At 57.4% G+C, this 22,945-nt stretch carries 25 protein-coding genes and 2 pseudogenes; 21 read left to right on the forward strand and 6 right to left on the reverse strand.

What is annotated here, in order from left to right; all coding sequences use genetic code 11:
- The first annotated feature begins 307 nt into the window (after nt 1-307).
- From KI243_RS21125 to KI243_RS21150, 6 genes are all read left to right on the forward strand, one after another.
- Nucleotides 308-1,195: a TauD/TfdA family dioxygenase gene (locus tag KI243_RS21125; RefSeq protein ID WP_244861760.1), complete on the forward strand. Its 888-nt coding sequence runs from the start codon at nt 308-310 to the stop codon at nt 1,193-1,195.
- 4 nt (nt 1,196-1,199) lie between these two features.
- Nucleotides 1,200-1,964, forward strand: a complete 765-nt coding sequence (locus tag KI243_RS21130; protein WP_103032623.1) for a TSUP family transporter — start codon at nt 1,200-1,202, stop codon at nt 1,962-1,964.
- Between the two features lie 10 nt (nt 1,965-1,974).
- On the forward strand, nt 1,975-2,454 hold the full coding sequence (locus KI243_RS21135; RefSeq protein WP_212809875.1) for a YbaK/prolyl-tRNA synthetase associated domain-containing protein: 480 nt from the start codon (nt 1,975-1,977) through the stop codon (nt 2,452-2,454).
- 145 nt (nt 2,455-2,599) lie between these two features.
- Nucleotides 2,600-4,759 (forward strand): WG repeat-containing protein, encoded by a 2,160-nt coding sequence (locus KI243_RS21140; protein ID WP_212809876.1) that lies wholly within the window; start codon nt 2,600-2,602, stop codon nt 4,757-4,759.
- 120 nt (nt 4,760-4,879) lie between these two features.
- Nucleotides 4,880-5,473, forward strand: coding sequence for a GNAT family N-acetyltransferase (locus KI243_RS21145; protein WP_244861761.1), 594 nt, complete (start codon nt 4,880-4,882; stop codon nt 5,471-5,473).
- A gap of 213 nt (nt 5,474-5,686) precedes the next feature.
- Nucleotides 5,687-6,022, forward strand: a complete 336-nt coding sequence (locus tag KI243_RS21150) for a lysozyme inhibitor LprI family protein (RefSeq protein WP_212809877.1) — start codon at nt 5,687-5,689, stop codon at nt 6,020-6,022.
- Between the two features lie 213 nt (nt 6,023-6,235).
- Here KI243_RS21150 and uppP read toward each other — a convergent pair whose 3' ends face one another.
- Entirely contained in the window at nt 6,236-7,108 is an 873-nt protein-coding gene (uppP, locus tag KI243_RS21155; RefSeq protein ID WP_017127953.1) for an undecaprenyl-diphosphatase UppP, read from the reverse strand.
- Nucleotides 7,109-7,425: 317 nt separating this feature from the next.
- Here uppP and KI243_RS32940 point away from each other — a divergent pair.
- Nucleotides 7,426-7,509: pseudogene (locus KI243_RS32940) on the forward strand (BrnT family toxin); the annotation flags it as partial.
- 3 nt (nt 7,510-7,512) lie between these two features.
- Nucleotides 7,513-7,881, forward strand: coding sequence for a BrnA antitoxin family protein (locus KI243_RS21160; RefSeq protein ID WP_177108793.1), 369 nt, complete (start codon nt 7,513-7,515; stop codon nt 7,879-7,881).
- A 60-nt stretch (nt 7,882-7,941) separates the two neighbouring features.
- Here KI243_RS21160 and KI243_RS21165 read toward each other — a convergent pair whose 3' ends face one another.
- On the reverse strand, nt 7,942-8,085 hold the full coding sequence (locus KI243_RS21165; RefSeq protein WP_167331653.1) for a hypothetical protein: 144 nt from the start codon (nt 8,083-8,085) through the stop codon (nt 7,942-7,944).
- Nucleotides 8,086-8,179: 94 nt separating this feature from the next.
- On the opposite strand from KI243_RS21165, the gene KI243_RS21170 reads away from it, so the two are divergent.
- The 5 genes from KI243_RS21170 (at nt 8,180) to KI243_RS21190 (ending at nt 10,294) form a co-directional block, all read left to right on the forward strand.
- Nucleotides 8,180-8,371 (forward strand): hypothetical protein, encoded by a 192-nt coding sequence (locus KI243_RS21170; protein WP_212809878.1) that lies wholly within the window; start codon nt 8,180-8,182, stop codon nt 8,369-8,371.
- 10 nt (nt 8,372-8,381) lie between these two features.
- The gene (locus KI243_RS21175; protein WP_017127950.1) at nt 8,382-8,702 is read left to right on the forward strand and encodes a YXWGXW repeat-containing protein; all 321 of its coding nucleotides are present in this window, start codon (nt 8,382-8,384) and stop codon (nt 8,700-8,702) included.
- Nucleotides 8,703-8,784: 82 nt separating this feature from the next.
- Nucleotides 8,785-9,366 carry an RNA polymerase sigma factor gene (locus KI243_RS21180; protein WP_042936136.1) on the forward strand — a complete coding sequence of 194 codons (582 nt, stop codon included), beginning with the start codon at nt 8,785-8,787 and terminating at the stop codon, nt 9,364-9,366.
- Nucleotides 9,363-9,800: a hypothetical protein gene (locus tag KI243_RS21185; protein WP_177108795.1), complete on the forward strand. Its 438-nt coding sequence runs from the start codon at nt 9,363-9,365 to the stop codon at nt 9,798-9,800. The genes KI243_RS21180 and KI243_RS21185 overlap by 4 nt, the downstream gene beginning before the upstream one ends.
- Nucleotides 9,797-10,294, forward strand: coding sequence for a periplasmic heavy metal sensor (locus KI243_RS21190; RefSeq protein WP_017127947.1), 498 nt, complete (start codon nt 9,797-9,799; stop codon nt 10,292-10,294). The genes KI243_RS21185 and KI243_RS21190 overlap by 4 nt, the downstream gene beginning before the upstream one ends.
- A gap of 142 nt (nt 10,295-10,436) precedes the next feature.
- Here the strand turns inward: KI243_RS21190 and KI243_RS21195 are convergent.
- Both KI243_RS21195 and KI243_RS21200 read right to left on the reverse strand, forming a co-directional pair.
- A pseudogene (locus tag KI243_RS21195) lies at nt 10,437-11,381 on the reverse strand (chitinase); the annotation flags it as partial.
- A gap of 105 nt (nt 11,382-11,486) precedes the next feature.
- Nucleotides 11,487-12,122 carry a lytic polysaccharide monooxygenase auxiliary activity family 9 protein gene (locus tag KI243_RS21200; protein WP_177063762.1) on the reverse strand — a complete coding sequence of 212 codons (636 nt, stop codon included), beginning with the start codon at nt 12,120-12,122 and terminating at the stop codon, nt 11,487-11,489.
- Nucleotides 12,123-12,781: 659 nt separating this feature from the next.
- Here KI243_RS21200 and KI243_RS21205 point away from each other — a divergent pair.
- Entirely contained in the window at nt 12,782-13,102 is a 321-nt protein-coding gene (locus KI243_RS21205; RefSeq protein WP_017127944.1) for a DUF3077 domain-containing protein, read from the forward strand.
- Nucleotides 13,103-13,147: 45 nt separating this feature from the next.
- On the opposite strand, the gene KI243_RS21210 is transcribed toward KI243_RS21205, so the two are convergent.
- Nucleotides 13,148-13,405: a hypothetical protein gene (locus KI243_RS21210; protein WP_017127943.1), complete on the reverse strand. Its 258-nt coding sequence runs from the start codon at nt 13,403-13,405 to the stop codon at nt 13,148-13,150.
- A 173-nt stretch (nt 13,406-13,578) separates the two neighbouring features.
- Here KI243_RS21210 and KI243_RS21215 point away from each other — a divergent pair, with 173 nt between their 5' ends.
- The 6 genes from KI243_RS21215 (at nt 13,579) to KI243_RS21240 (ending at nt 20,766) form a co-directional block, all read left to right on the forward strand.
- A complete protein-coding gene (locus KI243_RS21215; protein WP_017127942.1) occupies nt 13,579-13,857 on the forward strand; it encodes a CopG family ribbon-helix-helix protein in 279 nt (92 codons plus the stop codon).
- Nucleotides 13,845-14,138, forward strand: coding sequence for a type II toxin-antitoxin system RelE/ParE family toxin (locus KI243_RS21220; RefSeq protein WP_042936135.1), 294 nt, complete (start codon nt 13,845-13,847; stop codon nt 14,136-14,138). The genes KI243_RS21215 and KI243_RS21220 overlap by 13 nt, the downstream gene beginning before the upstream one ends.
- A 208-nt stretch (nt 14,139-14,346) precedes the next feature.
- On the forward strand, nt 14,347-15,723 hold the full coding sequence (locus KI243_RS21225) for an MFS transporter (protein ID WP_212809879.1): 1,377 nt from the start codon (nt 14,347-14,349) through the stop codon (nt 15,721-15,723).
- Between the two features lie 279 nt (nt 15,724-16,002).
- Nucleotides 16,003-16,752: a glucose 1-dehydrogenase gene (locus KI243_RS21230; RefSeq protein WP_177086807.1), complete on the forward strand. Its 750-nt coding sequence runs from the start codon at nt 16,003-16,005 to the stop codon at nt 16,750-16,752.
- Between the two features lie 1,031 nt (nt 16,753-17,783).
- Complete coding sequence (locus tag KI243_RS21235; RefSeq protein WP_212809880.1) at nt 17,784-19,346, forward strand: NACHT domain-containing protein; 1,563 nt, start codon at nt 17,784-17,786, stop codon at nt 19,344-19,346.
- A gap of 556 nt (nt 19,347-19,902) precedes the next feature.
- Complete coding sequence (locus KI243_RS21240) at nt 19,903-20,766, forward strand: RelA/SpoT domain-containing protein (protein WP_212809881.1); 864 nt, start codon at nt 19,903-19,905, stop codon at nt 20,764-20,766.
- 207 nt (nt 20,767-20,973) lie between these two features.
- Here KI243_RS21240 and KI243_RS21245 read toward each other — a convergent pair whose 3' ends face one another.
- Nucleotides 20,974-21,594, reverse strand: coding sequence for a hypothetical protein (locus KI243_RS21245; protein ID WP_212809882.1), 621 nt, complete (start codon nt 21,592-21,594; stop codon nt 20,974-20,976).
- A 325-nt stretch (nt 21,595-21,919) separates the two neighbouring features.
- Here KI243_RS21245 and dusA point away from each other — a divergent pair, with 325 nt between their 5' ends.
- The gene (gene dusA, locus KI243_RS21250) at nt 21,920-22,921 is read left to right on the forward strand and encodes a tRNA dihydrouridine(20/20a) synthase DusA (protein ID WP_212809883.1); all 1,002 of its coding nucleotides are present in this window, start codon (nt 21,920-21,922) and stop codon (nt 22,919-22,921) included.
- Nucleotides 22,922-22,945: the final 24 nt, after the last annotated feature.

Here is a 22,945-nt window from a genome sequence, read left to right on the forward strand (position 1 = left end):
TCCTGACCTCGTTGCACTTTTCACAATGTGGCATTGCAACACAAAAACGCCCCTTCCGTTAGCCTGCGCGCTTAACCCACAGGGACGTAGGCATACAGGAGCAAAGGACGTGTCAAAGCTGGATGAAACAGTCAGGAAATCGGCCTCCCGGATCAGTGAAGAAAGCCAGCAATGGCTGGCCCCTAAACCGCCGGCATCCGCTTTGTCGGCCCTGCCCGAAATTCACATTTCGTTCGCCGAGCATCAGCAGTTGAATGAAGCCCTCGCGCACCGCGCAATCACTGACAGTGCTTCGGGTATAGCACAGATGCCGGCGCTCGCCCGGCTGCTGGAGACGGTGCTGGGCGCGGAGAAACGCCAGGTGCTGCGCGACTTCCCCCGCTCCCGCGACGTGGCCCTGATTGTCCGCGGCCTGCCGGTCGACCCGGGGTTGCCGGCCACGCCCTACGACGCCGAACCCGGTATCGAACAGGTGCCGGTCCTGGCCGGCGCGATCCTGTCGGTCCTGGCGATGCTGGAAACCCGGCCGGTGGGGTATGAAGGAGAAAGCGACACCACGGTCTTCCGGCATGTCTCGCCCAAGCAGGAACACGAAACCACCACCAGCTCCTTCGGCTCCCGCCTGGGCCTGGGCATGCATGTCGACAACCCACACCTGCCGCTGACCTGCGAAGCGGTCACCGGTTTGTCGGCCTGCCCCGAATACCTGAGCCTGACCGGCCTGCGCTGCGAGCTGGACGTGCCTACGCGCATCGTCGCCATCCAGGACGTGCTGGACAGCCTGCCCGACTTTGTCGAGCAGGAACTGCAACAGCCGAACTTTGCCATTCGCCGGCCGGATTCGTTCGGCAAGCAGGGCAATGTCCTGGAAAGCGTCCCGCTGCTCTACAGAACCCCATCCGGCGGCCTGCACTGCCGCTACAACAAAGCCAGCGTCACCGCGACCACGGCCAATGCGGACGTTGCCCTGCAATTGTTCGAGGCGGCCGCCAACCACCCCGATGTCACCCGCCACATCCTGCTCCAGCCCGGCGACATGCTGATCTTCAAGAACCAGCAGACCCTGCACGCCCGGGACGGTTTCGCCCCGCGCTATGACGGCCGCGACCGCTGGATGATCCGGGTATTCGGGGTCGACGACGCAGCCCGCGTGGTGCCGCTGGACCCGACTCAACCCTTTATTGTCAGAGCCTGATTTCATGGTCGATATCACCCTCCTTTGCGTCTTCGCCTTCTGTGCCGGTCTTATCGACGCGGCGGTCGGCGGCGGCGGACTGATCCAGATCCCCGCGTTGTTCAATGTGCTGCCCACGGCCCCGCCGGCCGCGCTGCTGGGGACCAACAAGGTCGCCGCGGCGTGTGGCACGACCTTCGCGGCACGGTCGTTCGTACGCAAGGTGGTGATCGACTGGGGGCTGGTGATCCCGGCGGCCTGCGCGGCCTTTGTCATGGCCTTCTGCGGCGCGGCGACGGTCTCGGCCGTGCCGCAATCGGTGATCCGCCCGGCGGTGCTGGTGCTGATCGTGCTGATGGCGCTCTACACCTTCTGGAAAAAGGACTTCGGTGCCCTGCACAAGCCCATGCGCATCGGCACCCGGGAAAAGCTCCTGGCGATCCTGATCGGTGGCGCCATCGGTTTCTACGACGGGCTGTTCGGCCCCGGCACCGGCAGCTTCCTGATCTTCCTGTTCATCCGCTGTTTCGCCTTCGACTTCCTCCATGCCTCGGCCTCGGCGAAACTGGTGAACATCGCGACCAACGTCGCCGCGCTGGTGTTCTTCATCCCCACCGGCAACGTGCTGTACCTGGTGGCGATTCCCATGGCGCTGTTCAATATCCTCGGCGCCCTGACCGGCACCTGGCTGGCGGTGCACAAGGGAGTGCCCTTTGTCCGCGCGCTGTTCCTGGTGCTGCTGGTCATCCTGATCAGCAAGCTCTCCTATGACCTGATCACGCAAATCTGAGGAACGCTCCATGTACCCGATCTTCGATCAACTGGTCAGCCTGCTGGACGCCCATGCCGCCAGCTACCGTGTCTTGCTGCACGACGCCGAGGGCCAGTCGGAACGGGTCGCGCAGATCCGTGGCACCGAACCTGGCCAGGGCGCCAAGGCCATGCTCTGCGCCCTCAAGGGCCAGGCCGAACGTTATGCCCTGGCCATCCTGCCGGGTGACCAGAAGCTCGACATGAAAAAACTCGGCGCCGCCCTGGGCGGGAAAAAGGCCGAACTGGTGAAGCCCGAAACCGCCATGGCGCTGACCGGTTGTCGAATCGGCGCGATTCCGCCGTTCGTCTTCGATGAGCGGATCCAACTGATCGTCGACCCCGCCCTGCCCCGTCGTTATGAGGAAATCGCCTTCAATGCCGGGCGCCTGGACGCCTCCATGGTCCTTGCCACCCGCGACTACCTGACGATTGCCAAGCCGCAATTGCTGGATATCAGCCAGGAATAACCCCCTTCGATTGCGAAACAGTCCACGAATACACACTGATAGCCAATAAACAGCATCGCCGAAGGGAATGTTTTCCCATTCGGCGCCTCCAAGGAACCATCGTTGTTCGCGGTATTGCGAGCCGGTTTCAGGGAGTGAACGTCTCATGCACAAGAAAAATATCCGGATCGCGGCGTTATCAGCACTGGTGGTTGCCCTGTTGGCGGCAGGCGGCAGCTACTACCTGGTGCAATCCCATGATCGACCGACGATCATCAGCGGCGAGGAATACGGCGCCGAGGACATGAACGAAGGCGATATCGACGACCTTGCCTCGCTGTCGCTGCCAGAAGCCAGGAAGCGCCTCAACTACCTGATCACGGTCATGCGCAGCACCCTCAATGCCCAGGCGATGATCGAGGGCCTGGACCTGCAGATCAGCCCGGCGACAGGCGATACACCCCCCACCGAATTGCAGTACGACCCGCCGTTCCAGCCCTTTGCCACACCGGAGGTCGAACAGGCCTTGGCGAACCTCAAGGACACCCCGCGGGTCATCCAGAAAATCGGCACCGCCGGCAGCCTGGTCCGTCTCGACACCAGCCCTCTCGATGACTTCTGGCAACGCGCCGCACCGCCCGAGCAACGCCTGGAAGAGCAGTACCAGATCGACCGGGTCTATTTCAGGGACGGTTCGGAACAGGCCTTTGCCGATATCGTCAACCCGAGCGAAACCGCCGCCCTGAAGGAAAGCGGACGGCCTTCCGATGCGGCGCTCACGGTGAACAAGCCGCTGGACAAGCTGAAGGTCACGGTGACCTATCCGAGTTATCCGTCCGTGCGCAAGATCGTGCTGGACAAGGATCACCCGAAGGCCAGCTTCGGCAACGGCGAGCAGTATCAACTGTCGGCCATTTCCGACAAGAGCGCCTCCCTGCTGCTGTCGCCCCCCAAGGACACATCCCTGGTGGTGCAGGCGTATGGCGCCAATCCGGACAAGCCCCTGCACAACACCGGCAGCAGTTCGCACACGCTGCCTTCGGAAGAAGCCAAGGCCAACCTGAAGAAGTACTACGAGGAACTGGTGACGGTGCGCAAGCACTTCGACCAGTACCCCGACAGCAAGAGCCTCCAGCAACATCTTGAACAGTTCGTCCAGGCGTTGCCGGACAGCAAAGACAGCCACAGCAATGTCCAGGCCGAGTACCACTTCGAAGACACGCCGCAGCGCGTCACCCTCTATGTCCTGGCCCCGGCGGTGCAGCGCACGGCCTCCCTGGAATTGCTCAACAGCACGCCGGTGCAAAGCCACTACATCGCCTATGACGACAAGACCCGGCGTGCCGGCTTTGTCGATGCCAGTGGCAAGTGGCTGATCAAGCCGCGCTTCCTGCGTATCGAGGCCCTGTCCGAGCCGGGCATCTACAGCATGGTGGTCAGCGAAAAGCCCGTCGACGACGACACCGTGGAACTGCTGAGCAAATACTTCTATCTGCTGCCCGGCACCGATACCCTCAAACAACTGCCCTTCGAGGTCATCGAACAATCGCTGAAGGACGACCTGCTGCTGGTGGAGCGTGAATCCAACGGCCCCTATGGCGTCTATGACCTGAAAAAACAGCAGTTCACGATCCCCATGAAGTTCGTCAGTCCGCAGGTAAGCGGCGATATCTTTATCGCCCGCCTCGGCGACAAGACCTATGAATTCCAACCCAGATACGGTGCCTACACCCTGGCCGGCAAGGAAATCCTGCCGCCGCGCTACTCCAACGCGACGCAACACGGCGACTTCATCTATACCAGCAGCGCCGACCGGCACCTGGACGAGGTGTTCGACCTGACCGGGAAAAAAATCAACCCGGAAGGTTTCAATGTGATCGGCACCTTCGAAGGTGAACAGCCGCTGCTGGTGCAGAACCTCAAGAGCAAGCAGTTCGCCTTTATCAACAGCCGTGGCGAACGCCTGCCCTTCAACCTGCCCTACGACGATGTCCAGCCGTTCTCCAACGGCATGGCCATCGTGGTCAAGGACAGCAAGCGCGGGGCCATCGACCTGCAAGGCAAGCTGCAGATTCCCCTGGCCTACAAATCCATCTACACCTTCCAGAAGAACCTGGCGGCAGCCGAGCCCGAACAGGGCTTTGACGGCCTGGTGCTGATCGACCGGCAGAATCGCGTGGTCAAGGAACTGGGTTATTTCTCCCAGGGCAAGGTCTCGGCCAATAGCAACGATGCCCAGTACACGGTCTACGATCCGAAAAACGACGCGCAACGCCTGGTATTCGATGCCGACGGCAACCAACTGGAAAGCTACACCGTCGAGTAAGGCCGCCCGTCCGCAGGTGCCACCGACATTGGCACCTGCGCTTTCAACACAAATGGTCCTTGCCAAGGCCCCTCGTGCTCACTGTAATGCGAGGGAGAACCACCCCCGCGAGTCCGTGCCGTGAAAAACCTCCTGCTTACCCGCTCCCTCGAGGGGCAGCGCCTGCTGCTGCGCCCGCTCCAGTTCGATGATGCCGATGCCCTGGTCGAGGCGGCCCGGGACGGCGAACTGTGGAACCTGCCCTTCACCGTCGTGCCCTCGACAGCCACCGTCGAACAGTACATCCGCGCCGCCCTCGCCGGGCGCGAAGCCGGCAACGGGATGCCGTTTGTCATCGTGCTCAAGGAGTCAGGCGAAATCATCGGCTCCACGCGCTTCTGGAAGATCGACCGCACCTATCGCAAGCTGGAGATCGGTAGTACCTGGATCTCGGCCCGCTGGCAGAAAAGCTTCGTCAACACCGAGATCAAGTACCTGATGTTGCGCCATGCCTTCGAGGACCTGGAGTGCGTACGCGTGCAGTTCACCACCGATGAGATCAACGCCCGCTCGCGCGCGGCGATCCTGCGCCTGGGCGCCAGGCAGGAAGGGATCGTGCGCAACGAACGGATCATGCCCGACGGGCGCAAGCGCAATTCGGTGCGCTTCAGTATCATCGACGATGAATGGCCTGAGGTGCGCCAGCACCTGCAAGCGCGATTGCTGCGCAACTGAAACCGCCCTGGCTGATCGTTCCCACGCTCCGTGTGGGAACGCCTCTATGGACGCTCCGCGTCCGCTGTGCGAGTGACGCGGAGCGTCACGGGCGGCGTGCCCACGCAGAGCGTGGGAACGATCGGTGCGCCAAGCGCAAGGCGGCCGTAAAACCAATGGCGCCCAGGCTGGTCTGAGTGGAATCAAGGTAAAAACCGAGCGCTGAAGACGAGCATGAAAAAATCTTTATGGGTACTGGCTGCGCTGCCCCTGTTCCTGGGCACTGCCCAGGCGGCCAGCTTCGACTGTGGCAAAGCCAAGCAGCCCGCCGAAATCGCCATTTGCACCGACCGGCAACTGAACGACCTCGACGTCGAAATGGCCACCACCTACCGCTTGCTGCGCGGTCTGTTCGCCATGGGAAACCGGGGCGCCATGCAGGATGAGCAGGTCGCCTGGCTCAAGGAGCGCAACGCCTGTGGCAGCGACAACGACTGTCTCCTGGATCAGTACGAGAAGCGCCTGACGCAGTTGAAACAGCGCTACGACCGCATCGAAAAACCGCTCTGAGCCCTTGCCGTGCGTGGCTTCCAGCGCCATTCAGATAAAACTTCTTTCACTGTGCCAAGGGCGCCGGCTGTTTATATTTGTCCCTGCTCCTTTGGTGAACCTCCCATTTAAGCCCGCCCGCATGCGGGCTTTTTTTTGCCCGCCGGACAGGGCCTGTAAATGGGGGAAACCGGCCAGGCGGCGCAGCGCGAAAGTTGCGCCCCCGGCACTCGATCAGGACAGGAAACCGGTGTGGACCGAAACGATCAGGAAGATCCCCAGGACCGCCCGATAGGCCACGAACGGCCAGGTCGAGAAGCGCTCGAGGAAACGCATCAGGCCCCAGATCGCGCCGAACGCCGAGACGCTGGCCACCACCAGGCCGAACAGCAGATGGGTCCAGGCCTCCACCGGGATCTGCGCGTGGTGCAGCACCCACAGTTCCTTCAATCCAGCCAGGGCAATCGCCGGCAGGCCGAGCAGGAACGAGAAGCGCGCGGCCTCTTCACGCTTGAAGTTGAGGAACAGGGCCGCGGTCAGGGTCGAGCCGGAACGCGACACACCCGGGATCAACGCGCCGATCTGGGCAATGCCGACAATCAGTGCATCGCGCAGGCGCATTTCGCCGACCACCCGCTGATGCCGGCAACTGAACTCCGACACCGCCATCAATACCGCCATCACCAGGCAGGAAATCCCGATGACCGTCAGGCCGCGCAAGGGCGAATCACAGGCATTGAGGGTGGACGACAAGGCCAGGCCGGCAATCCCGATGGGAATGGTCGCCAGGATGATCGCCACCGCCAGCTTGAACCACTGGCTGTCGAAATCGCGCTGGCGTACCGCACCGATACTGCCGCCGACCACGTCACGCACATCGCGCCAGAAATAACTGACTACGGCCGCCAGGGCCGCCAGTTGCATGGCTGCCGAAAACGCCGAGCCCGGATCCTGCCAGCCGAGCACGGCCGGAACGATGCGCATATGGGCGGTGGAGGAAATCGGCAGCAATTCGGTGATGCCCTGAATGACACCCAGAATGCCGATTTGTAAATAATTCAGAGAAGCGAAGCCAATATCGAGGCCGCTGGAGCAGACGTTAGACAAGATGAGTTCCTGAAAAAAGGCGAGTGGTTCACGGTCTTCGCACAGACACGCAGCAGTCCCCTGGAGCGTAGACAGCGCGGCGAATGATGGGCCTGTTTTTTACGAATTTCCAGTTAAAACAAACCCAAAAAGGCAAGCTGTAAACTGATTCCATTTGTGTCAGCCCTGTTCTGACCGCGCCTCCATCAAGACCATCCAAAGGCTCTGGCCCGAGTTTCGACGTGGCGTACAAGCTCCGACACACACCGTGTCCGGCATGGCCAGATCGGCCTGAAACAGCCTGCATCATTGATGCGGTTTTTTTATGGCCCGACGATACCTACCGTGATCCGGATTTTGTTCGAATCATCAGTGTACGAGCGGCCTCGAGAAATGAACGTCGCCAATATCTGGAGAATTGACCGATGAAAGAAGAGTATGACTTCAGCAAAGCCAGACGTGGGGCCGTTGCCAGCAGCACGGGCAAGACACGGATCACCATCATGCTGGACGACGAGGTAATCGACGCGGCGCGCGCACTCGCCGAAAGCGCGGGAACGGGCTACCAGACCATTATCAACAACCTGCTGCGCCAGGCCCTGATTTCCCACGACACCCACAATCTTGCGCCCGCCCCGCGGAAACGGGCCGAGGCAGTCTTGACGCTCAACGAAGGCATCGGCCGTTACGAGGTCCAGGCGCTTGAACAGCAGTTGATTGCCGTGGCCGGGGAACTGAATCGCGTCCTGGGCAAGCCGAAAAAACCCAGGACAAGATCCGGGACGGCGTCATGAGGGGCAAGGCTCGTCCCGCCCCTTTTCCCGTCAGGCACGGAAAGACGCCGGGATCGCCGATCAGGAAACCGCTACCCCCGTCGAGGTGGAGACAGCCCCGTAGTAGCGCCAGCAGCAATGATCGCGGTGCCCCGGCAGGATCACACAGCCACTGAGGCTCAGGAGCAGGACGGCGGCAACGAGCAACGAGAGACGACGAGACATGGTGGTTTTCCTCATGATTCAGCAGGTAGGGCACGGTGGATATGGCGGGTAACGGACAGGGCCAAAGCATCTGTCGATTGCCAGCGGTTACCGGTTGAACGTCACCACCCGCCGGAATCCGTCGCTACCTTTCAACAATTTCATGAACTGCCCGCAAACCCTGGGCAATACTTCCCTCGAACAACGCCTCAAATCCGCCGTGAAAAAAACTGTTTTTTTCGCGACGGATTTTCCGGGCGTCCCGCGTTCAACCCATCAGCAGCGTTCACTTTCGTCCGCCGCATGAAGGAGTTGTCATGAGACCTGCACGACCTCTGGCCAAATTACGCTATGCCCTGCTTATCCCGTTGGCATTCGCGGCCCTGACCAGCACGCCGACCTTTGCCCAGACCGAAGTCATCATCCGCGAAGCCCCGCCGCCCGTGCGCGTCGAAGCCGTTCCCGTCGAACGTCCCGGTTACGCCTGGGACCGCGGGCACTGGCGCTGGGAAGGTCGCGGTTATGTCTGGGAACCGGGCCACTGGCAGCCGGTGATGCGCAACGCGCGCTGGGAACCCGGCCACTGGGAAGCCCACGGACCGCGCTGGTTCTGGGTCGAAGGCCACTGGATCCGCTAAGCCCACGTCGCCTGGCAGCACACTTCGCTGCCAGGCGGCGCCCTGCACCTGACACTCAGATACCGGACCGGGATTTGCCATATTGAAAGAAACTGATCCGGACGTTGAGTTGCTGGCCCGCATCGGCAACAACGAACCGGCGGCCGTCAACGAGATGGTGTCGCGCAAGCTGCCCCGTCTGCTGGCGCTCGCCGGTCGGATCCTCGGTGATGCCGACGAGGCCAAGGATGTCGCGCAGGAAAGCTTCCTGCGCATCTGGAGACAGGCGGCGAACTGGCGCAGCGGCGAGGCACGTTTCGACACCTGGCTGCACCGGGTTGCCCTCAATCTCTGTCATGATCGCCTGCGCCGGCGCAAGGAGCGCCCGCTGGCCGATGACGAGGACATGATCGAGGTGGTCGACAGCACGCCGCCGCCCGATGAACAACTGGAAGCCACCGCCCGCAGCGAGCAGATGGCCGCGGCGCTGGCGGCATTGCCCGACCGGCAGCGCGAGGCCATCGTGCTGCAGTATTACCAGGAGCTGTCGAACATCGAAGCCGCGGCACTGATGAATATCAGCGTCGAGGCACTGGAAAGCCTGCTGTCGCGGGCCAGGCGCAACCTGCGCAGCTACCTTGCCGAGACATCCGGCGAAGCCAGCCTAGGGAGGGAAAAACGATGACGCCCGAACGATTTGGTCAATTGGCCGAGGCCTATGGTGCCGACCTGCGACGCTGGCCGGCCAGCGAACAGGCCGCCGCCCAGGCGCTGCTCGATCGCGGCGACAGTACCGCCCTCGACGCCGTGCAACAGGCCCGCTGGCTCGACAGCCTGCTCGACAGCCACACACTGCCGGCCGTGGATCCGGCGCTGATCCGACAGGTCCGCCTGTCGGCCAATCCCGCGCGACCGCCATCGTTCTGGAGCCGCTATGCCGGCTGGCTTTCCCCCGCGGGTTTTGTCGGGGTCGGCGTGGCCGGTGTCGCGGCCGGCATCCTGGTGGCGTCCCTGAGCCTGCCGCTGCCGATGCTGTCAGCCGAAGTGCTGCCCAGCGTCTTCGACCATGGCGATGCCGATGTCGTCTTTACCGTCAACGCCGAGGAAAGCGAGCAATGACCCCGCCACCCAAGCACCTGAAGCCCAAGTACCTGAAACCGCTGCTGGTCGTGTCGTTGCTGTTCAATGTGTTCCTCATCGGCGGTGTCGGCGGCGGCCTGTATCACTGGCTGGTCAACGCCAAGCCCGCCGAGACCGTGGTCAATCCCCACGGCTTGCGCCAGGCGATGCAGCAACTGCCCGAAGCACGCCGCAAAGAATTGCGGCAGTTGCTGCGACGCAACCAGGCGGACAGTCAGCCGCTGATCATCGCCGGGCGTGAAGCGCGCATGGATGTGATCAGGCAACTGGAGGCGCCGACACTGGATCGCAGCGCACTGATGGCCGACCTTGGCCGCGCCCGTGAGGCAGACGATGCCCTGAGGGTACTGGTGGACAACACCGTGGCGGACTTTGCCGGCACCCTGCCCCTGGATGAACGCCAGAAACTGGGGAAATCGTTGTACCCGCGCGGACAGGTCAAGACCAAGGCCAAGATTGCAAGGAAGGACTGAAGCGGGCCGTAGGCGATATTGATCCCCCTGACAAGCGCCGGGCACGGCGCCGACCAGACAGACAAAACCCGGCGAAAATGCCGGGTTTTGTTTTGCTGGCGTCTCACGCCTGGCGCTTGTCCGCCGTCGTCGCTCGTGCGCCGTGGATCAGTGGCGCATAACGATTACGGAACTCCCAGTTGTAAGGCACCTGACTCTTGCTCAGGCCCTGGTCCCAGTTGATCGACCAGGTCATTAGCCCCTTGATCGAATGCCCTGCCGCATCAAGTCGCTTGAAGGCATTGCTCACCGCCGTCGGGTCGATCACATAGCCCGTCGCCGCCGCATCGACGTTGGCCGGCAGGCCGATGACGAACTTGTCCGCGGCGATCCGGGTGAAACCGCGAGTCCCCGTCACCAGGCTGTCGGTCAGGTAGTAGAGGAAGTCCTCCTTCATTGCGTCGTTGTTCTGCGCGATCCAGGCGCCCTGCCCGCCATTGGCTTCAGGCACCCAGACGCCGTCGCCGCCCTGGTTGTAGTACTGCGGCGCGATAAAGTCGTAATAGCCTTCGAGGGCCTTGATGTAGTCGACGTACTTGCCGTTGCTGCTCAGATAGGGAAACTCCGGCGCCATGCTGATGATGAAATGCTTGCCCTCGCCCTTGTAGTGATCCTTGACCAGCTTCAGGGCAGCGGGCAGCACGGCCTTGTTGTCGGCGTAGTCGATGGCGCTCTGTTCCAGGTCGATATCCAGCCCGTCGAAACCATAGGTCTCCACCAGGCGGATGATTTCATTGGCCAGCGGCTGCTCGCTGCCCTTGCGCAACTCGATATGCGCATCGGCGCCGCCAAGGGAAATCAGCACCGCCCGGCCCTGGCTGTTCAGCACACCGACCTGGCGGCGAAACTCCTCGTCGGAGAGATTGTAGGGTTTGAAGGTCGGGATACCGTTGCCCTTCATGAAGGCCACGGCCACGACGTTGTATTCCTTGGGGACATCCACCAGGGGAATATTGGCGAACTTGCCGCCCTGATAGCCATCGCCTGGGCCCGCGGCCCAGTTGTGCCAGAAACCCATGAGGATTTTCTTGCCATCCAGGCTCGGCATCAGCGATGCCGAATCATTGGCCTGGGATTTTTGCAGTGAAAAATTGATAGTGGTCACATTCTGATCCTTCAGAAATTGCACAGGGTTGTCCGCCGGTTCACGGCGTTATTTGAAGTCCACATCGAAAGCCTGGTAGAAGGCATTGCCGGTATTGGCGACGATCCACAGCAGGACGATGACGTGATGGCCTTTCTTGCCGGAGGGCAGCTTCACCGAATGATCGACCCGGGCCTTGAGCTCGTCGGTATGCTGGTAGTACGGCACCTGCGGGTAGAAGTCCTCGAAGAACGGCTTGGCCTCCAGCTGCGCACGACTGATGCGCTGCTTCGGGTCCCAGCCATCCCGGGTGATCAACCAGCGATAGCCACGGGTGACATGGGGCGCGGTGTATTCCCATTTCACCTGGAAGACCTGGCCCGGATCGACATTCAGCAGCGGCCAGGTGAAGGGGCGATTGAGCTTCTGGCTCATCTCTTCGTTGGTGAAGTTGAGGCAATCGCGGTCATCGGTCTTGCCACCACTGAGGATATGGCCGTCAGCCGGAGGCACGACGCTGGGATCATCCGTCTCGAAGGGCGCGGGGAAAGGCCCGGCGGTCAGCGCCGGAAAGTTCTTGCCGCCTTCCATTTCATTGACCTGCCAGTTACCGAGCAGACCGACTTCGACGGCGACCGAACCGCGACTGGCGGGGGAAATGACACGACCGTGCCGGAGCACTGGATTGGGTAAAGGTTTGTTCATTTTCTCACTCCATTGATTGAACAGGCTCCCTCATGGGGAGCGCTGTCAACCTAACGCAGATGTGAGCTTTGTTCATGGGCGGTGAAACAGGGACTTTCCAGATCGGCTTCATATTTCATTGAGTAATCTTGAGTTTTCCACAGCCAGTTATCCGCTACTCCTACGCACTATGTAGGCAATGGACTACGCGCAAAGATTACAAAGCAGATAAATACGCAGGACATCATTTAAAACAGAAAAAGTTCATTTCAACTTTGTAAATTTTTATTTTCAGACGCCGAAGATCCCGAACGCGCCGGGTGGCTCACACTCGGTACAACGAGTAGGAGATAGCCCACTCGAAACGTCGATAAGACCTACGGTTTTGCAGGATTCGCAGCCTTGCCGCAGCCTGTCTATCCCGATAGTTTTTCAGGGTCGCCGCCAAATCGGCGACCGGTTTTGACAGACCGAAATGACGATATAGGCGCAAGCAGCGCCCCATCTACGAATGCAGGCGTTTTTTTATGTCTGTGATTCAGTAATATGGCGGCTGTGTGCGGGGCATCTTCGGGTGCGCCGGATTCCTATATCTCCGGTCTGTCAACCCGCACACAACTGCCACCCTCACTTGTTTGACAGCAGGCGATCGGTAGGCCCCCGATATAGGAGATACATAGATGATCAAGATCACACCTGATCCACCTTGTACTTCGATGAACTCGACAGCAGAAGACAAAGTGGATTCCATTTCTCAAGAAACAGTCCCCGGCAAACCTCGGAAACAACCGCTCTTCTCCGTCCGCGAAGACATCAATCTCCAGGACGCACTGACCAGCGTTTCACAACTTCTGAAAACGGCCGAATACGTTGCCGACGACATCAGCACAGGCGCCAATGGCATCGCCAGCGATCAGATCTGGACCGTGACGCACTCGGTGGAAATGGCCAGGGCGATGGTGGATGCCCTGCTGGAACGACCCCGGCGGCTGACGATTTAAGACCCATCGCCGGAATCAACAGGCCACGCCCCCGTGGCCTGCCTCCTAGAGGCTACCGTCGACAAAACGCCCCCGCACGGCCACCTCATCCTCCGCCCGCTCCATCTCGCTGCGCACCACATTGCACAGATCCTCGCAGCAGCGGTAATACGCCCGCTCGGCGATCCTGACGGCCCTGAACCCCTCCTCCAGCGCCTCCTTCGGCGTCTTGCTCAAGGACGCCACCGTCAGCCGCCAGGCCGCGCGAGCGCTGTCCCGGGCCGCCAGGTAGGGCTTCAAGAGATCCGAGTCAATCATCGTCATGAGGGGCTCCTGTCGGGCTTTGCAAATGTTGGTCTGTCTGAAAGTAATGTAGTGCGGATCGGAGCTGATTGCCCCGCAAAGATTCAGGTCGAAATCGAGGTCATGGACAGGGTGGCGTGCGGTAACTAAACTGCAGTAGCGTCAGGTATTACCTTTTGCTACAGGAGACCGACATGGCAACCCCAACCTCCATCAAGCTTGATGATGAGCTGAAAGGACGCGTGCAGCATCTGGCCGATGCTCGCCGCCGTACTTCGCACTGGATCATGCGTGAGGCTATCGCACAGTACGTCGAGCGCGAAGAAAAACGTGAAACGTTCCGACAGGAGACGCTGCAAGCCTGGGAAGAATTTCAAGCCACCGGACTGCACGCGACGGCCGAAGATGTCGAGAAATGGCTGTCGAGTTGGGGAACTGAGAACGAGCTACCTGCACCTCCATGCCACGAATGATCTTCGCCCCCGCCGCCATCCGGGATATTCAACGGCTACGGGAGTTTCTTCGCCCAAAGAATGCCGATGCGGCGAAACGCGCGGGTGAAGCGATCATCCAGGGTGTGCGGCTACTGGCAGCGCAGCCGCAGATCGGCAGACTGGTGGATGACCTGCCCGATGAGTACCGGGAATGGTTGATTGATTTTGGAGACAGCGGCTATGTAGCGCGCTATCGAATTGATCTCGATACCGTCACGATCCTGACTGTTCGACACCAGAAAGAAGCGGGGTCTGCATGATCCGGCGGTAACCCGCCCCCTACCCGCCATGGCGGCCTGGATAGAGATCGGCACCACGCCCCCTCCCAAGTCTTTCAAGCGCAATCCATTCGACTTTCAACTGCATGAAATCAGTTTTATGCGTTGGCATTCTAGATACCAAGCATCGACTATCGTACTGACGAAGTCCGACCGGACTCCCCCCCGCCAAGATTGAGGAGTTTGCTGCATGAGTGTGCCTTGCCAAAGCGTCGTGGCCCCCACGAGCCGCGCCCCCACTGCCCTGGTGCTCTTGGCGGTGGCACTGGGTTTTGTCATGGCGATGCTCGATGTGACCGTGGTGAATGTGGCGCTCTCGGATCTGCAACGGGAATTCGACGTGACCCTGTCGTCGCTGGTCTGGGTCATCGACGCCTACACCCTGATGTTCGCCTCGTTCCTCTTGCTCGGCGGAGCCCTGGCGAATGTGCTGGGGGCCAAGCGCGCCTATATGCTCGGTCTCGCCTGGTTCATCCTGGCGTCCTTGCTATGTGGCCTGGCAACCTCGGCACCGATGCTGATCGGCGCCCGCTTCCTGCAGGGTATCGGCGCCGCACTGTTCATGCCCAGCTCCCTGAGCCTGCTGACCGAAGCCTTTCCCGACCGCAGCACGCGCATACGGATGGTCGGCATCTGGGGCGCCATCGTCGGGGCCGCCGCCGGCTCCGGCCCTTTTATCGGCGGATTGCTGGTCAATGACCTGGGCTGGAGAAGCATCTTCTACCTCAACCTGCCGATCGGCCTGCTAGGTATCCTGCTGACGCTGTGGGCGATACATACCTCCCCACGCAGACCCATCGTCTTCAACCTTCCCACGCACCTGCTGATCATGCTGACCCTGGCCGGACTCAGCTTCGTCCTGATCGAAGGGCCGTCGCTGGGCTGGACAGCCCCGGCCAACCGGATCGCGATGACCGTGGCCGCCTTCGGTGCGCTCGCAGTGATCCTGCGGGAAAAGCGCTCGTCCTCGCCGGTGATCCCCGCGCCGCTGCGCCACAACGCCAATTTCTGGGCCCTCAACGGCTTGGGCTTTCTGATCAACTTCGCCCTGTTTGGCGAGATCTTCCTGGTCGCCCTGCTGCTCCAGCAGTTTCACCACACCACGGCGCTGCAGACCGGTGCCTGGATGCTGCCGGTCATGGCCACGGTGCCGATCAGCAACTATGCGTCCGGCCGCTTCGCCCAGCGCTTCGGCGAACGCCGGGTGATGCTCACCGGGCTGAGCATTGCCGTACTTGGCAGCCTTGTCACCGCCTGCGTGGGCGGCGGCGTGGCCTACCTCTGGATCGTGCCGGCCATTGCCTTGTGCAATGCCGGCATGGGACTGGCGCTGCCCGCAGCTATCAGCAGCGTCATGCATGTGGCCGGCGCCACCTACTCCAACGTCGCGGCCGCCTCGCTCAATGCCAACCGCCAGATCGGTGCACTCGCAGGCGTAGCGGTGATGGGGATTGTGCTGCACGCAATCAGCGACTGGGCGCTGTCGGTGAGGATTGCCTTTGCGATCAATGCGCTGGTTCTGCTGGTTGGAGCGTGGCTGGTGAAAGGGTTGAGGTCGCAGGGTTAGGTTTCAAAGGACAAGTCACTATTGCTGCCCAGGTACGAGCCTTCCTGGGGCTGGATGCGGGCGACCGGATTGAATTAGTGCGGGTGCTTCAATCCTGCGACCAATCCGGTGTCGCGACTCACAAAAAGTACCCTGTCACCTCATTCAACTCAGGCATAGGTGTTATTCACACAACCGGCGTTCTCGGTATTTACCTCGAAGGAGAAACTGATGCCCACCACGAGGCTGGCGACTCAACGCAGCGCCAGTCGTGTTCGCATCCTCCCGAGAGTAATAGACATGAGCAGATTACAAGGCAAGATCGCAGTCATCACCGGCGGCAGCAGCGGCATTGGCCTGGCCACCGCGCAGCGATTCGTGAGCGAAGGTGCTTACGTGTTCATCACTGGCCGACGCCAGGCAGAACTGGACAAGGCCGTCGCGCTTATCGGCCGGAATGTCACCGCCGTTCAGGGTGACGTCTCCAACCAGCAAGACCTGGACCGGCTTTACGCAGTCGTACAGCGCGAGAAAGGCAGCATCGACGTGCTCTTCGCCAACTCGGGCATCGTCGACAACAAGTCCATCGACGAGATCAGCGCCGAGCACTATGACAAGACCTTCGACATCAACGTCAAGGGCCTGTTGTTCAGCGTACAGAAAGCCCTGCCGCTGATGCGCAACGGCGGCTCGATCATCCTGACCGCCTCTATCGCGTCGACCAAAGGCATTCCCGGCTACAGCACCTACAGCGCCACCAAGGCGGCCATCCGCTCGTTCTCCCGGACCTGGACCCTCGAACTCAAAGATCGCGGTATCCGCGTCAACACCCTCAGCCCCGGCCCGGTCGATACCCCGATCATGGACAGCCAGGCGACGACGAAAGAGGAAGTCGATCAAGTGAAGACCTCCTTTGCCCAAGCGGTGCCATTGGGCCGCCTGGGCCGCCCGGATGAAATTGCCTCGGCGGCGTTGTTCCTTGCGTCCGATGAAAGCAGTTTTGTTGCGGGTATCGATCTTTGCGTGGACGGGGGTATGGCTCAGGTGTAGGTCAGCGGTTTCAGCTGGTGTGATCTTTCCCGCCCCTTCGGCCTAAGCCAGGGGGCACATCTTCCATCACCCTGATCAGTGGCTTCTTACAGCCCGCCAATGAGTGAGCAGGATTTGATCCTGGCTCTCAACGGCGTGAACGGATTTAAGCAGTCCTGAGCCTGGCCTCAGTAGTTATCCGACGCAGCCGTCATCATCTGAACCACCCCATATTCTGATGAACTCCACCGCATTCAGCCTCACGCCACTCAAGCCCGCGCCCCGCGCCGGCTGCACCCACAGCGACAGACCTTTCGTGCCTTTGAACGACGTTACCCCTTGCCGCTCCGAGCCCTCTCGACGTTTCAGCGTTGCGCCGGTGATGGATTGGATGCACTAAACGCTACAGCCCCATCTACCCTGATGAATCAGTACCATCTATAGCTCATAGCTCTATGTAGCAAATTTAAAGCAATCGCCTCAACTCTCTTCTCAACATCCAACTCGCCAACGCTAAGGTCTACAAGAGTTGCAGAGCCGTTCCTGCATCGTCTTACCGACATTACCCTTCCCCCGGCCTCGATCTGAAATCAGCCTTCCAGCTGCCCTACTATGCCTCCAGCTTTCCGAATGGAGTCGAAGGCATGTCCATTGAGTACTCTCTCCCTGTCGTTCTCGAAAAATCTACGAAAATCAGTTGTCTCTCAAAGTAGCGATTATGGAACTCACACTAGTTGCAGAAGAATAAGGCTTCGCAGATGTGGGCGAAAACGCACGGCATTGGATCAAATTACCGAGAACGCTAGTTTGAGCAGGGCTTGGCGCGTCTGAGATCGTTAGAAAATGGCTGACTCGCTGCTTCGCCGGATCGAACCAGGCTAAACGGGCTGTTTTTTCGCTTAGGTAGCCACGAAGCTAATGCTTAAGGGCTTTTCGCAGGTATGAATCACTGATTTTTCAGTAAAAAATGATGATCAAAATGGACAATTTGATGGCAAATTGATATCCTTTTGGAATCATCTTGTACACCAACCAAGGAAGGTATCGCGGCGATGTCCCCAGTAGAAACTGTCAAAATAGTCGATTTATTTTCGGGCTATGGATTCGAATACCGAGCAGATTTCTCCACTAATACTTTAATGGTATTTACCATTAAGCAGGGAATTTTTGATAACGCCGCGATACTAAAAATATCAAATACAAGCACACCGGAATCTATTAATTCCCAACTGGAAGAGCTGGGATTCCAAGTTAAGGAGTACAACCATACAACATTTCACGACCTAGAGAACAAACTATTTGGCGGCTTTTTTTCAATCTCTAAAACTAAAAAAAACTTCATTAAAGATTATGAAGAACACATCGAGAAAATCAAAGTCTCTTTCCCCGAAACCGAAAGTAGCTACAGCTACATCTCCACACCATATTCGAAGAACTCCAGCGAACATCACTCTGAAGAAAGCTTACTAATAGACCTTAAATCTGAATTATTCATTCCGGGGCCTAGACTAATTCTCATTGAAGCAGCGGCAGGCTTTGGTAAAACCTGTACTGCTTACGAAATCGCCAAGATGATTTCTGATGAGAACGAGAATCACATTGTCTTGTTCGCAGAACTCTCTCGAGACCGACAGGCCAAAATTTTTAGCCATGTTTTGCATAAGGAACTAGCACGTTCCTTTCCTGCTGTTTCCACAGATCTTGTTTTGAGAGAAATCAAAAACGGCCGTGTGATCGTCGTGCTAGATGGTTTTGACGAACTTCTTAAGGAGAGAGAGAAAGAAGATGTTCTTTTTGAAAAGTCCCAAGCCATGCTTGAGACTATCGCAGAAATACTAAATGGCGAAGCAAAAGTTATTCTTACAACTCGTAAAACCGCCATTTTGCAGGGCGACGACTTTGATGAATGGATAGGCACCCACACTAACGACTTTGAATTCGTAAGATATAGCTTAAAAGAGCCATCGATTCGTCACTGGCTTCCTGCTGAGCGACTTGAGCGACTCGATCAATCTCGAATCAACATAAAAAACATTGCAAACCCTGTACTTCTAACTTTTCTCAAGTTCATCAACGACACTCAATTCTTCGAGATATTGGAAGACCCTGATTCAATCGTCGAAAAATACTTCTTATCAATGTTTACTCGCGAAATCAAGAGACAGGATCTAGAACTAACCATAGAAGAGCAGTCAGGAATACTTAAGCGTCTAGCGCAAGACATGATGACTTACGATTACACCCGAGACTCCAAAGAAAATATCATCAGTTACTTTTCACAAACTGAAATAAATTTAATTGAAGAGTCTCGTGCTCGCTACGACATGGACAGCCGACCGACTTATGAAGAGATGGTCGATAGATTCTCCAATCACGCCCTATTAGACAGATCGAAGACTGACAACAAGATCGGCTTCATCAACGATTTTGTATTGGGGCACTTTGTAGCATTAGATCTTAATGACTCACCTACAGAAGGTTGGGTCGCAGAAAGCAAGTTTGTCGAAGCCGCGATCAACTCATTTTCATCTCGTTCTCTCGCATCACGCTTAGATATTTGGAGCAAGCTCTCTGAAACTCTTCAATTCATCCCCCCGAGGAACGAATCCAACTAGAGCTTAGACTTCTAGATCGCGCATCTGGCGACATAAACCATGTCCAATTCAACGATGTACTCTTCGACACTGATGACTTCTTTACCGATGCACTCGTAAGCAACTGTTACTTTCACGAATGCACATTTAAAAATTGCAACTTTATCTTCTCACAAATCCACCTATGCATATTTCACTCTTGTACTTTTTATAATTGCACCAGCGCCGGAGCAAATACCACTAATGAATTCGTTTCTTGCGAACAGTTCGGCGATGACATTATGTGCACCTCAGAAGAGGAGCAGATTCCGAACGCCACCTTCGAAAACAACGAAACTGTAAAGAGCTATATCCTAGAAAAGTTCTGGCCAATCGGAAAAGAAACTATTGCATTTGCACATCGACCCATCTTCATATTTTATAGAGGCAACCCTTTTCCGTCCCATCTAATTTCCGAAGCACTAGATGAAATGAGGAAAGACGGAATTATTACCACTGCTAAAAAGAAGAACTGGGTTGGCTTAGATTTAAGCACCTCAAATTTTTCCACAATCAAAGAGCTTTTGGGTCGTTAATCATGCAATCTAGCCAAACAGCGCTATTGATCAAAGAGATAGAATCGGCCATATCCAAGCACGGCATAATGTTTCGTATATTTTTCAGAGAAAAAACCCAAACCTCTCTGCTTGCCAAATTAGCTAAAAACCCCGACAAGTATAATGATTCAAAAAAAATTCAGGACATCTTGGGAGTTCGGATAGCACTGTATTTTTTAGATGATGTTCAGGTGGCACGTAGCATCCTAGAAAAAAAGTTTATTTATCTGCCTGAAGACTCCCAAATCGACCAACTAGAACATGAAAACTTTAAAGCTAACAGATGCAACTTAATATTCAAACTCCCAAAGATTTTCAACATAAAAACCCTGGTTGGAGATGAGCATCAACACCTTATAGATGACACTTTCGAGGTTCAGTTGCGCACGATTCTATCTGAGGGCTGGCATGAAATTGATCATGATCTCAGGTACAAATGCGAAGATGACTGGGCGGAATTAAATACTGAAAATCGTGCACTCAACGGTGTCTATGCAACTTTAGAAACCAGCGAATGGACGATGCTGAAGCTGTTTGAAGAAATAGCCTATAAGCATTACAAAAACCAAAATTGGCGTGCAATGCTACAAAATAAATTCCGCCTACGACTGGTCGCATCACCAAGGGATACCGAGACACTTGAACTACTAAATACCATTCCAGAGCTGGCAAAACACATTTATAGATACGATAGAAACAGATTATTTTCGTGTATCTCTAGCAGGCTACCATTACCCATGACACTTTCGAATATTGTTTACATAATAAATCTAGATTGCATTCGCGACTCGGATATAATGGGAATCACTCCTAGCGCGATGATTCGCTGGTGGGACCTGAAGTAAAATATAACAACCAACAAATACTCTAATTTCTCATCAAACCGTGTACATAGTCGTTTTCGCTGCAATCGAACGTTATAGTAGCTCCAACCTGGAAGTTGGTAGCCCTAACTTAGGGCAACCAACGCCCGATATTCTTCGGGGCACTTACCGAGGTTAATCCTCAAAATTAAATCCGCCCCCCCTTTTTCCTTCGCTTATACATCGACATCAGCTGCTGGTGGGACAAGGGTCAACGACTTCCCAGATGCTCACCTCCGTATGCCAAGGAACGGCTGTACCAGGAACCACACCGCCTACGGTTTTCTTCCGGTCGGTTTTGCGGACATAGGAACCTTCGGCATGCTTGAATACAGGCTGGCCTTTGCTCAACAGATAGTCAAAGAACTTCACTTTTACGGGAGTATTTATTGTTCCTCTCGGTGTGACAGGCGTGACCAGAATGCCTTTATCCTGAATGAATACAACAAATGGCTCCCCTGCGTCCCGGCCACCTACCGTTTTGGCGCAGGCGACTTGATCGCTACTGATACGAATGACCTCAGTGTACGTCTTGTTTTTATAGAGACTAAGAGTCAGTCCACTATCGGTCAGTACACCTAAACCCTGAGTCACAGTACAAGCGACATCGCTTCCGTATTGATAGAAACACCAGTTAGTTTCCGAAATGGCCTGAATTTCATCGGGGGCCAGCCTCAGATCGTGCTGAATTTGATTTCTGGCCTCCGGTGTTTCGAAGGGGATCATCACACACCCACTGAATCCCAACAGCGTGGTGAGACCGAAAAATACTGTGATTCTGCGCAAAATCACCTTAGGGTAGCAACGCATCGTTGAAGCTCCATGCCTGTGTCGTGATAGATGCCGCTGTTTCAACGCAGACATTGCTGCCTCTTTGAATCTCGCTAGCAGAAAATTAAACTAACTCGGCAAGAATGATAGCTATACGCCATCAACACAAAAAGTAGCTAGCACCAAAATTGTCCGATGGTATTTCACATTTCAACAGACCGAAGACTTCATGTGATCCGACAGAACCTCGGCCAGCTGGATCAGCTCATATTCTGATAGACTCCATCCCATTTAGCCCCACACGCCACTCAAGCCCGCGCCCTGCCCCATTCGCGCCGGCTGCGCCCACAGCGACCGATTTTCCATGCCCTTGAACGACGTTACCCCCATCCGCTCCGAGCCCTCTCGACGCTTCAGCGTGGCCCCGATGATGGACTGGACGGACCGCCACTGCCGGTTCTTCCTGCGCCTGCTTTCCAAGCACACGCTGCTCTACACCGAGATGGTTACCACGGGCGCCATCCTGCACGGTGATCATGAGCGTTTCCTGCGCTACAACGCTTCCGAGCATCCCCTGGCGTTGCAGCTGGGCGGCAGTGTGCCGGCCGATCTGGCCGCCTGTGCCCGCATGGCCGAGGACGCCGGTTATGACGAGGTGAACCTCAATGTCGGCTGCCCCAGCGACCGGGTGCAGAACAATATGATCGGCGCCTGTCTGATGGGACATCCCGAGCTGGTGGCCGATTGTGTGAAGGCGATGCGCGATGCGGTGTCGATTCCGGTGACGGTCAAGCACCGCATCGGCATCAATGGCCGGGACAGTTATGAAGAGCTCTGCGACTTCGTCGGCAAGGTGCGCGATGCCGGTTGCCGCAGTTTTACCGTGCATGCGCGAATTGCGATTCTCGAAGGCCTGTCGCCCAAGGAGAACCGGGATATTCCGCCGCTGCGCTATGACGTGGCCGCGCGGTTGAAGGCGGATTTCCCGGAGCTGGAGATTGTTCTCAACGGCGGGATCAAGACGCTGGAGCAGTGTCACGAGCATCTGCAGACGTTTGACGGGGTGATGCTGGGCCGCGAGGCTTATCACAACCCGTATCTGCTGGCGGAAGTGGATCAGCAGTTGTTTGGCAGTGAGGCGCCGGTGCTTTCCCGGGCCGAGGCGCTGGCGCAGTTGCGGCCCTATGTGGCGGCGCATATCGCCGACGGTGGGGCGATGCACCATATCACCCGTCATGTGCTGGGGCTGGGCACGGGGTTTCCGGGGGCGCGGCGGTTCCGGCAGTTGCTGTCGGTGGATATTCACAAGACCAAGGATCCGCTGGCTCTGCTGGATCAGGCTGGGGAGTTGCTGGAGGGGCGGTAATGCGGCTGGCTAGAGACCGTGTCA

The sequence above is a fragment of the Pseudomonas sp. Ost2 genome (assembly GCF_018326065.1).
GTDB lineage: Bacteria > Pseudomonadota > Gammaproteobacteria > Pseudomonadales > Pseudomonadaceae > Aquipseudomonas > Aquipseudomonas gingeri.

Bases quoted from the DNA above. Each gene is read 5' to 3' on its own strand.
- KI243_RS21245 (WP_212809882.1), bottom strand. From the start codon at position 21,594: ATGCGTTGCTACCCTAAGGTGATTTTGCGCAGAATCACAGTATTTTTC.
- KI243_RS21235 (WP_212809880.1), top strand. From the start codon at position 17,784: ATGTCCCCAGTAGAAACTGTCAAAATAGTCGATTTATTTTCGGGCTAT.
- KI243_RS21140 (WP_212809876.1), top strand. From the start codon at position 2,600: ATGCACAAGAAAAATATCCGGATCGCGGCGTTATCAGCACTGGTGGTT.
- KI243_RS21230 (WP_177086807.1), top strand. From the start codon at position 16,003: ATGAGCAGATTACAAGGCAAGATCGCAGTCATCACCGGCGGCAGCAGC.
- KI243_RS21160 (WP_177108793.1), top strand. From the start codon at position 7,513: ATGAAAGAAGAGTATGACTTCAGCAAAGCCAGACGTGGGGCCGTTGCC.
- KI243_RS21220 (WP_042936135.1), top strand. From the start codon at position 13,845: ATGCCACGAATGATCTTCGCCCCCGCCGCCATCCGGGATATTCAACGG.
- KI243_RS21225 (WP_212809879.1), top strand. From the start codon at position 14,347: ATGAGTGTGCCTTGCCAAAGCGTCGTGGCCCCCACGAGCCGCGCCCCC.
- KI243_RS21200 (WP_177063762.1), bottom strand. From the start codon at position 12,122: ATGAACAAACCTTTACCCAATCCAGTGCTCCGGCACGGTCGTGTCATT.
- KI243_RS21150 (WP_212809877.1), top strand. From the start codon at position 5,687: ATGAAAAAATCTTTATGGGTACTGGCTGCGCTGCCCCTGTTCCTGGGC.
- KI243_RS21205 (WP_017127944.1), top strand. From the start codon at position 12,782: ATGATCAAGATCACACCTGATCCACCTTGTACTTCGATGAACTCGACA.
- KI243_RS21130 (WP_103032623.1), top strand. From the start codon at position 1,200: ATGGTCGATATCACCCTCCTTTGCGTCTTCGCCTTCTGTGCCGGTCTT.
- KI243_RS21215 (WP_017127942.1), top strand. From the start codon at position 13,579: ATGGCAACCCCAACCTCCATCAAGCTTGATGATGAGCTGAAAGGACGC.
- dusA (WP_212809883.1), top strand. From the start codon at position 21,920: ATGCCCTTGAACGACGTTACCCCCATCCGCTCCGAGCCCTCTCGACGC.
- KI243_RS21125 (WP_244861760.1), top strand. From the start codon at position 308: ATGCCGGCGCTCGCCCGGCTGCTGGAGACGGTGCTGGGCGCGGAGAAA.
- KI243_RS21135 (WP_212809875.1), top strand. From the start codon at position 1,975: ATGTACCCGATCTTCGATCAACTGGTCAGCCTGCTGGACGCCCATGCC.
- KI243_RS21185 (WP_177108795.1), top strand. From the start codon at position 9,363: ATGACGCCCGAACGATTTGGTCAATTGGCCGAGGCCTATGGTGCCGAC.
- KI243_RS21240 (WP_212809881.1), top strand. From the start codon at position 19,903: ATGCAATCTAGCCAAACAGCGCTATTGATCAAAGAGATAGAATCGGCC.
- KI243_RS21210 (WP_017127943.1), bottom strand. From the start codon at position 13,405: ATGACGATGATTGACTCGGATCTCTTGAAGCCCTACCTGGCGGCCCGG.
- KI243_RS21175 (WP_017127950.1), top strand. From the start codon at position 8,382: ATGAGACCTGCACGACCTCTGGCCAAATTACGCTATGCCCTGCTTATC.
- KI243_RS21165 (WP_167331653.1), bottom strand. From the start codon at position 8,085: ATGTCTCGTCGTCTCTCGTTGCTCGTTGCCGCCGTCCTGCTCCTGAGC.
- KI243_RS21190 (WP_017127947.1), top strand. From the start codon at position 9,797: ATGACCCCGCCACCCAAGCACCTGAAGCCCAAGTACCTGAAACCGCTG.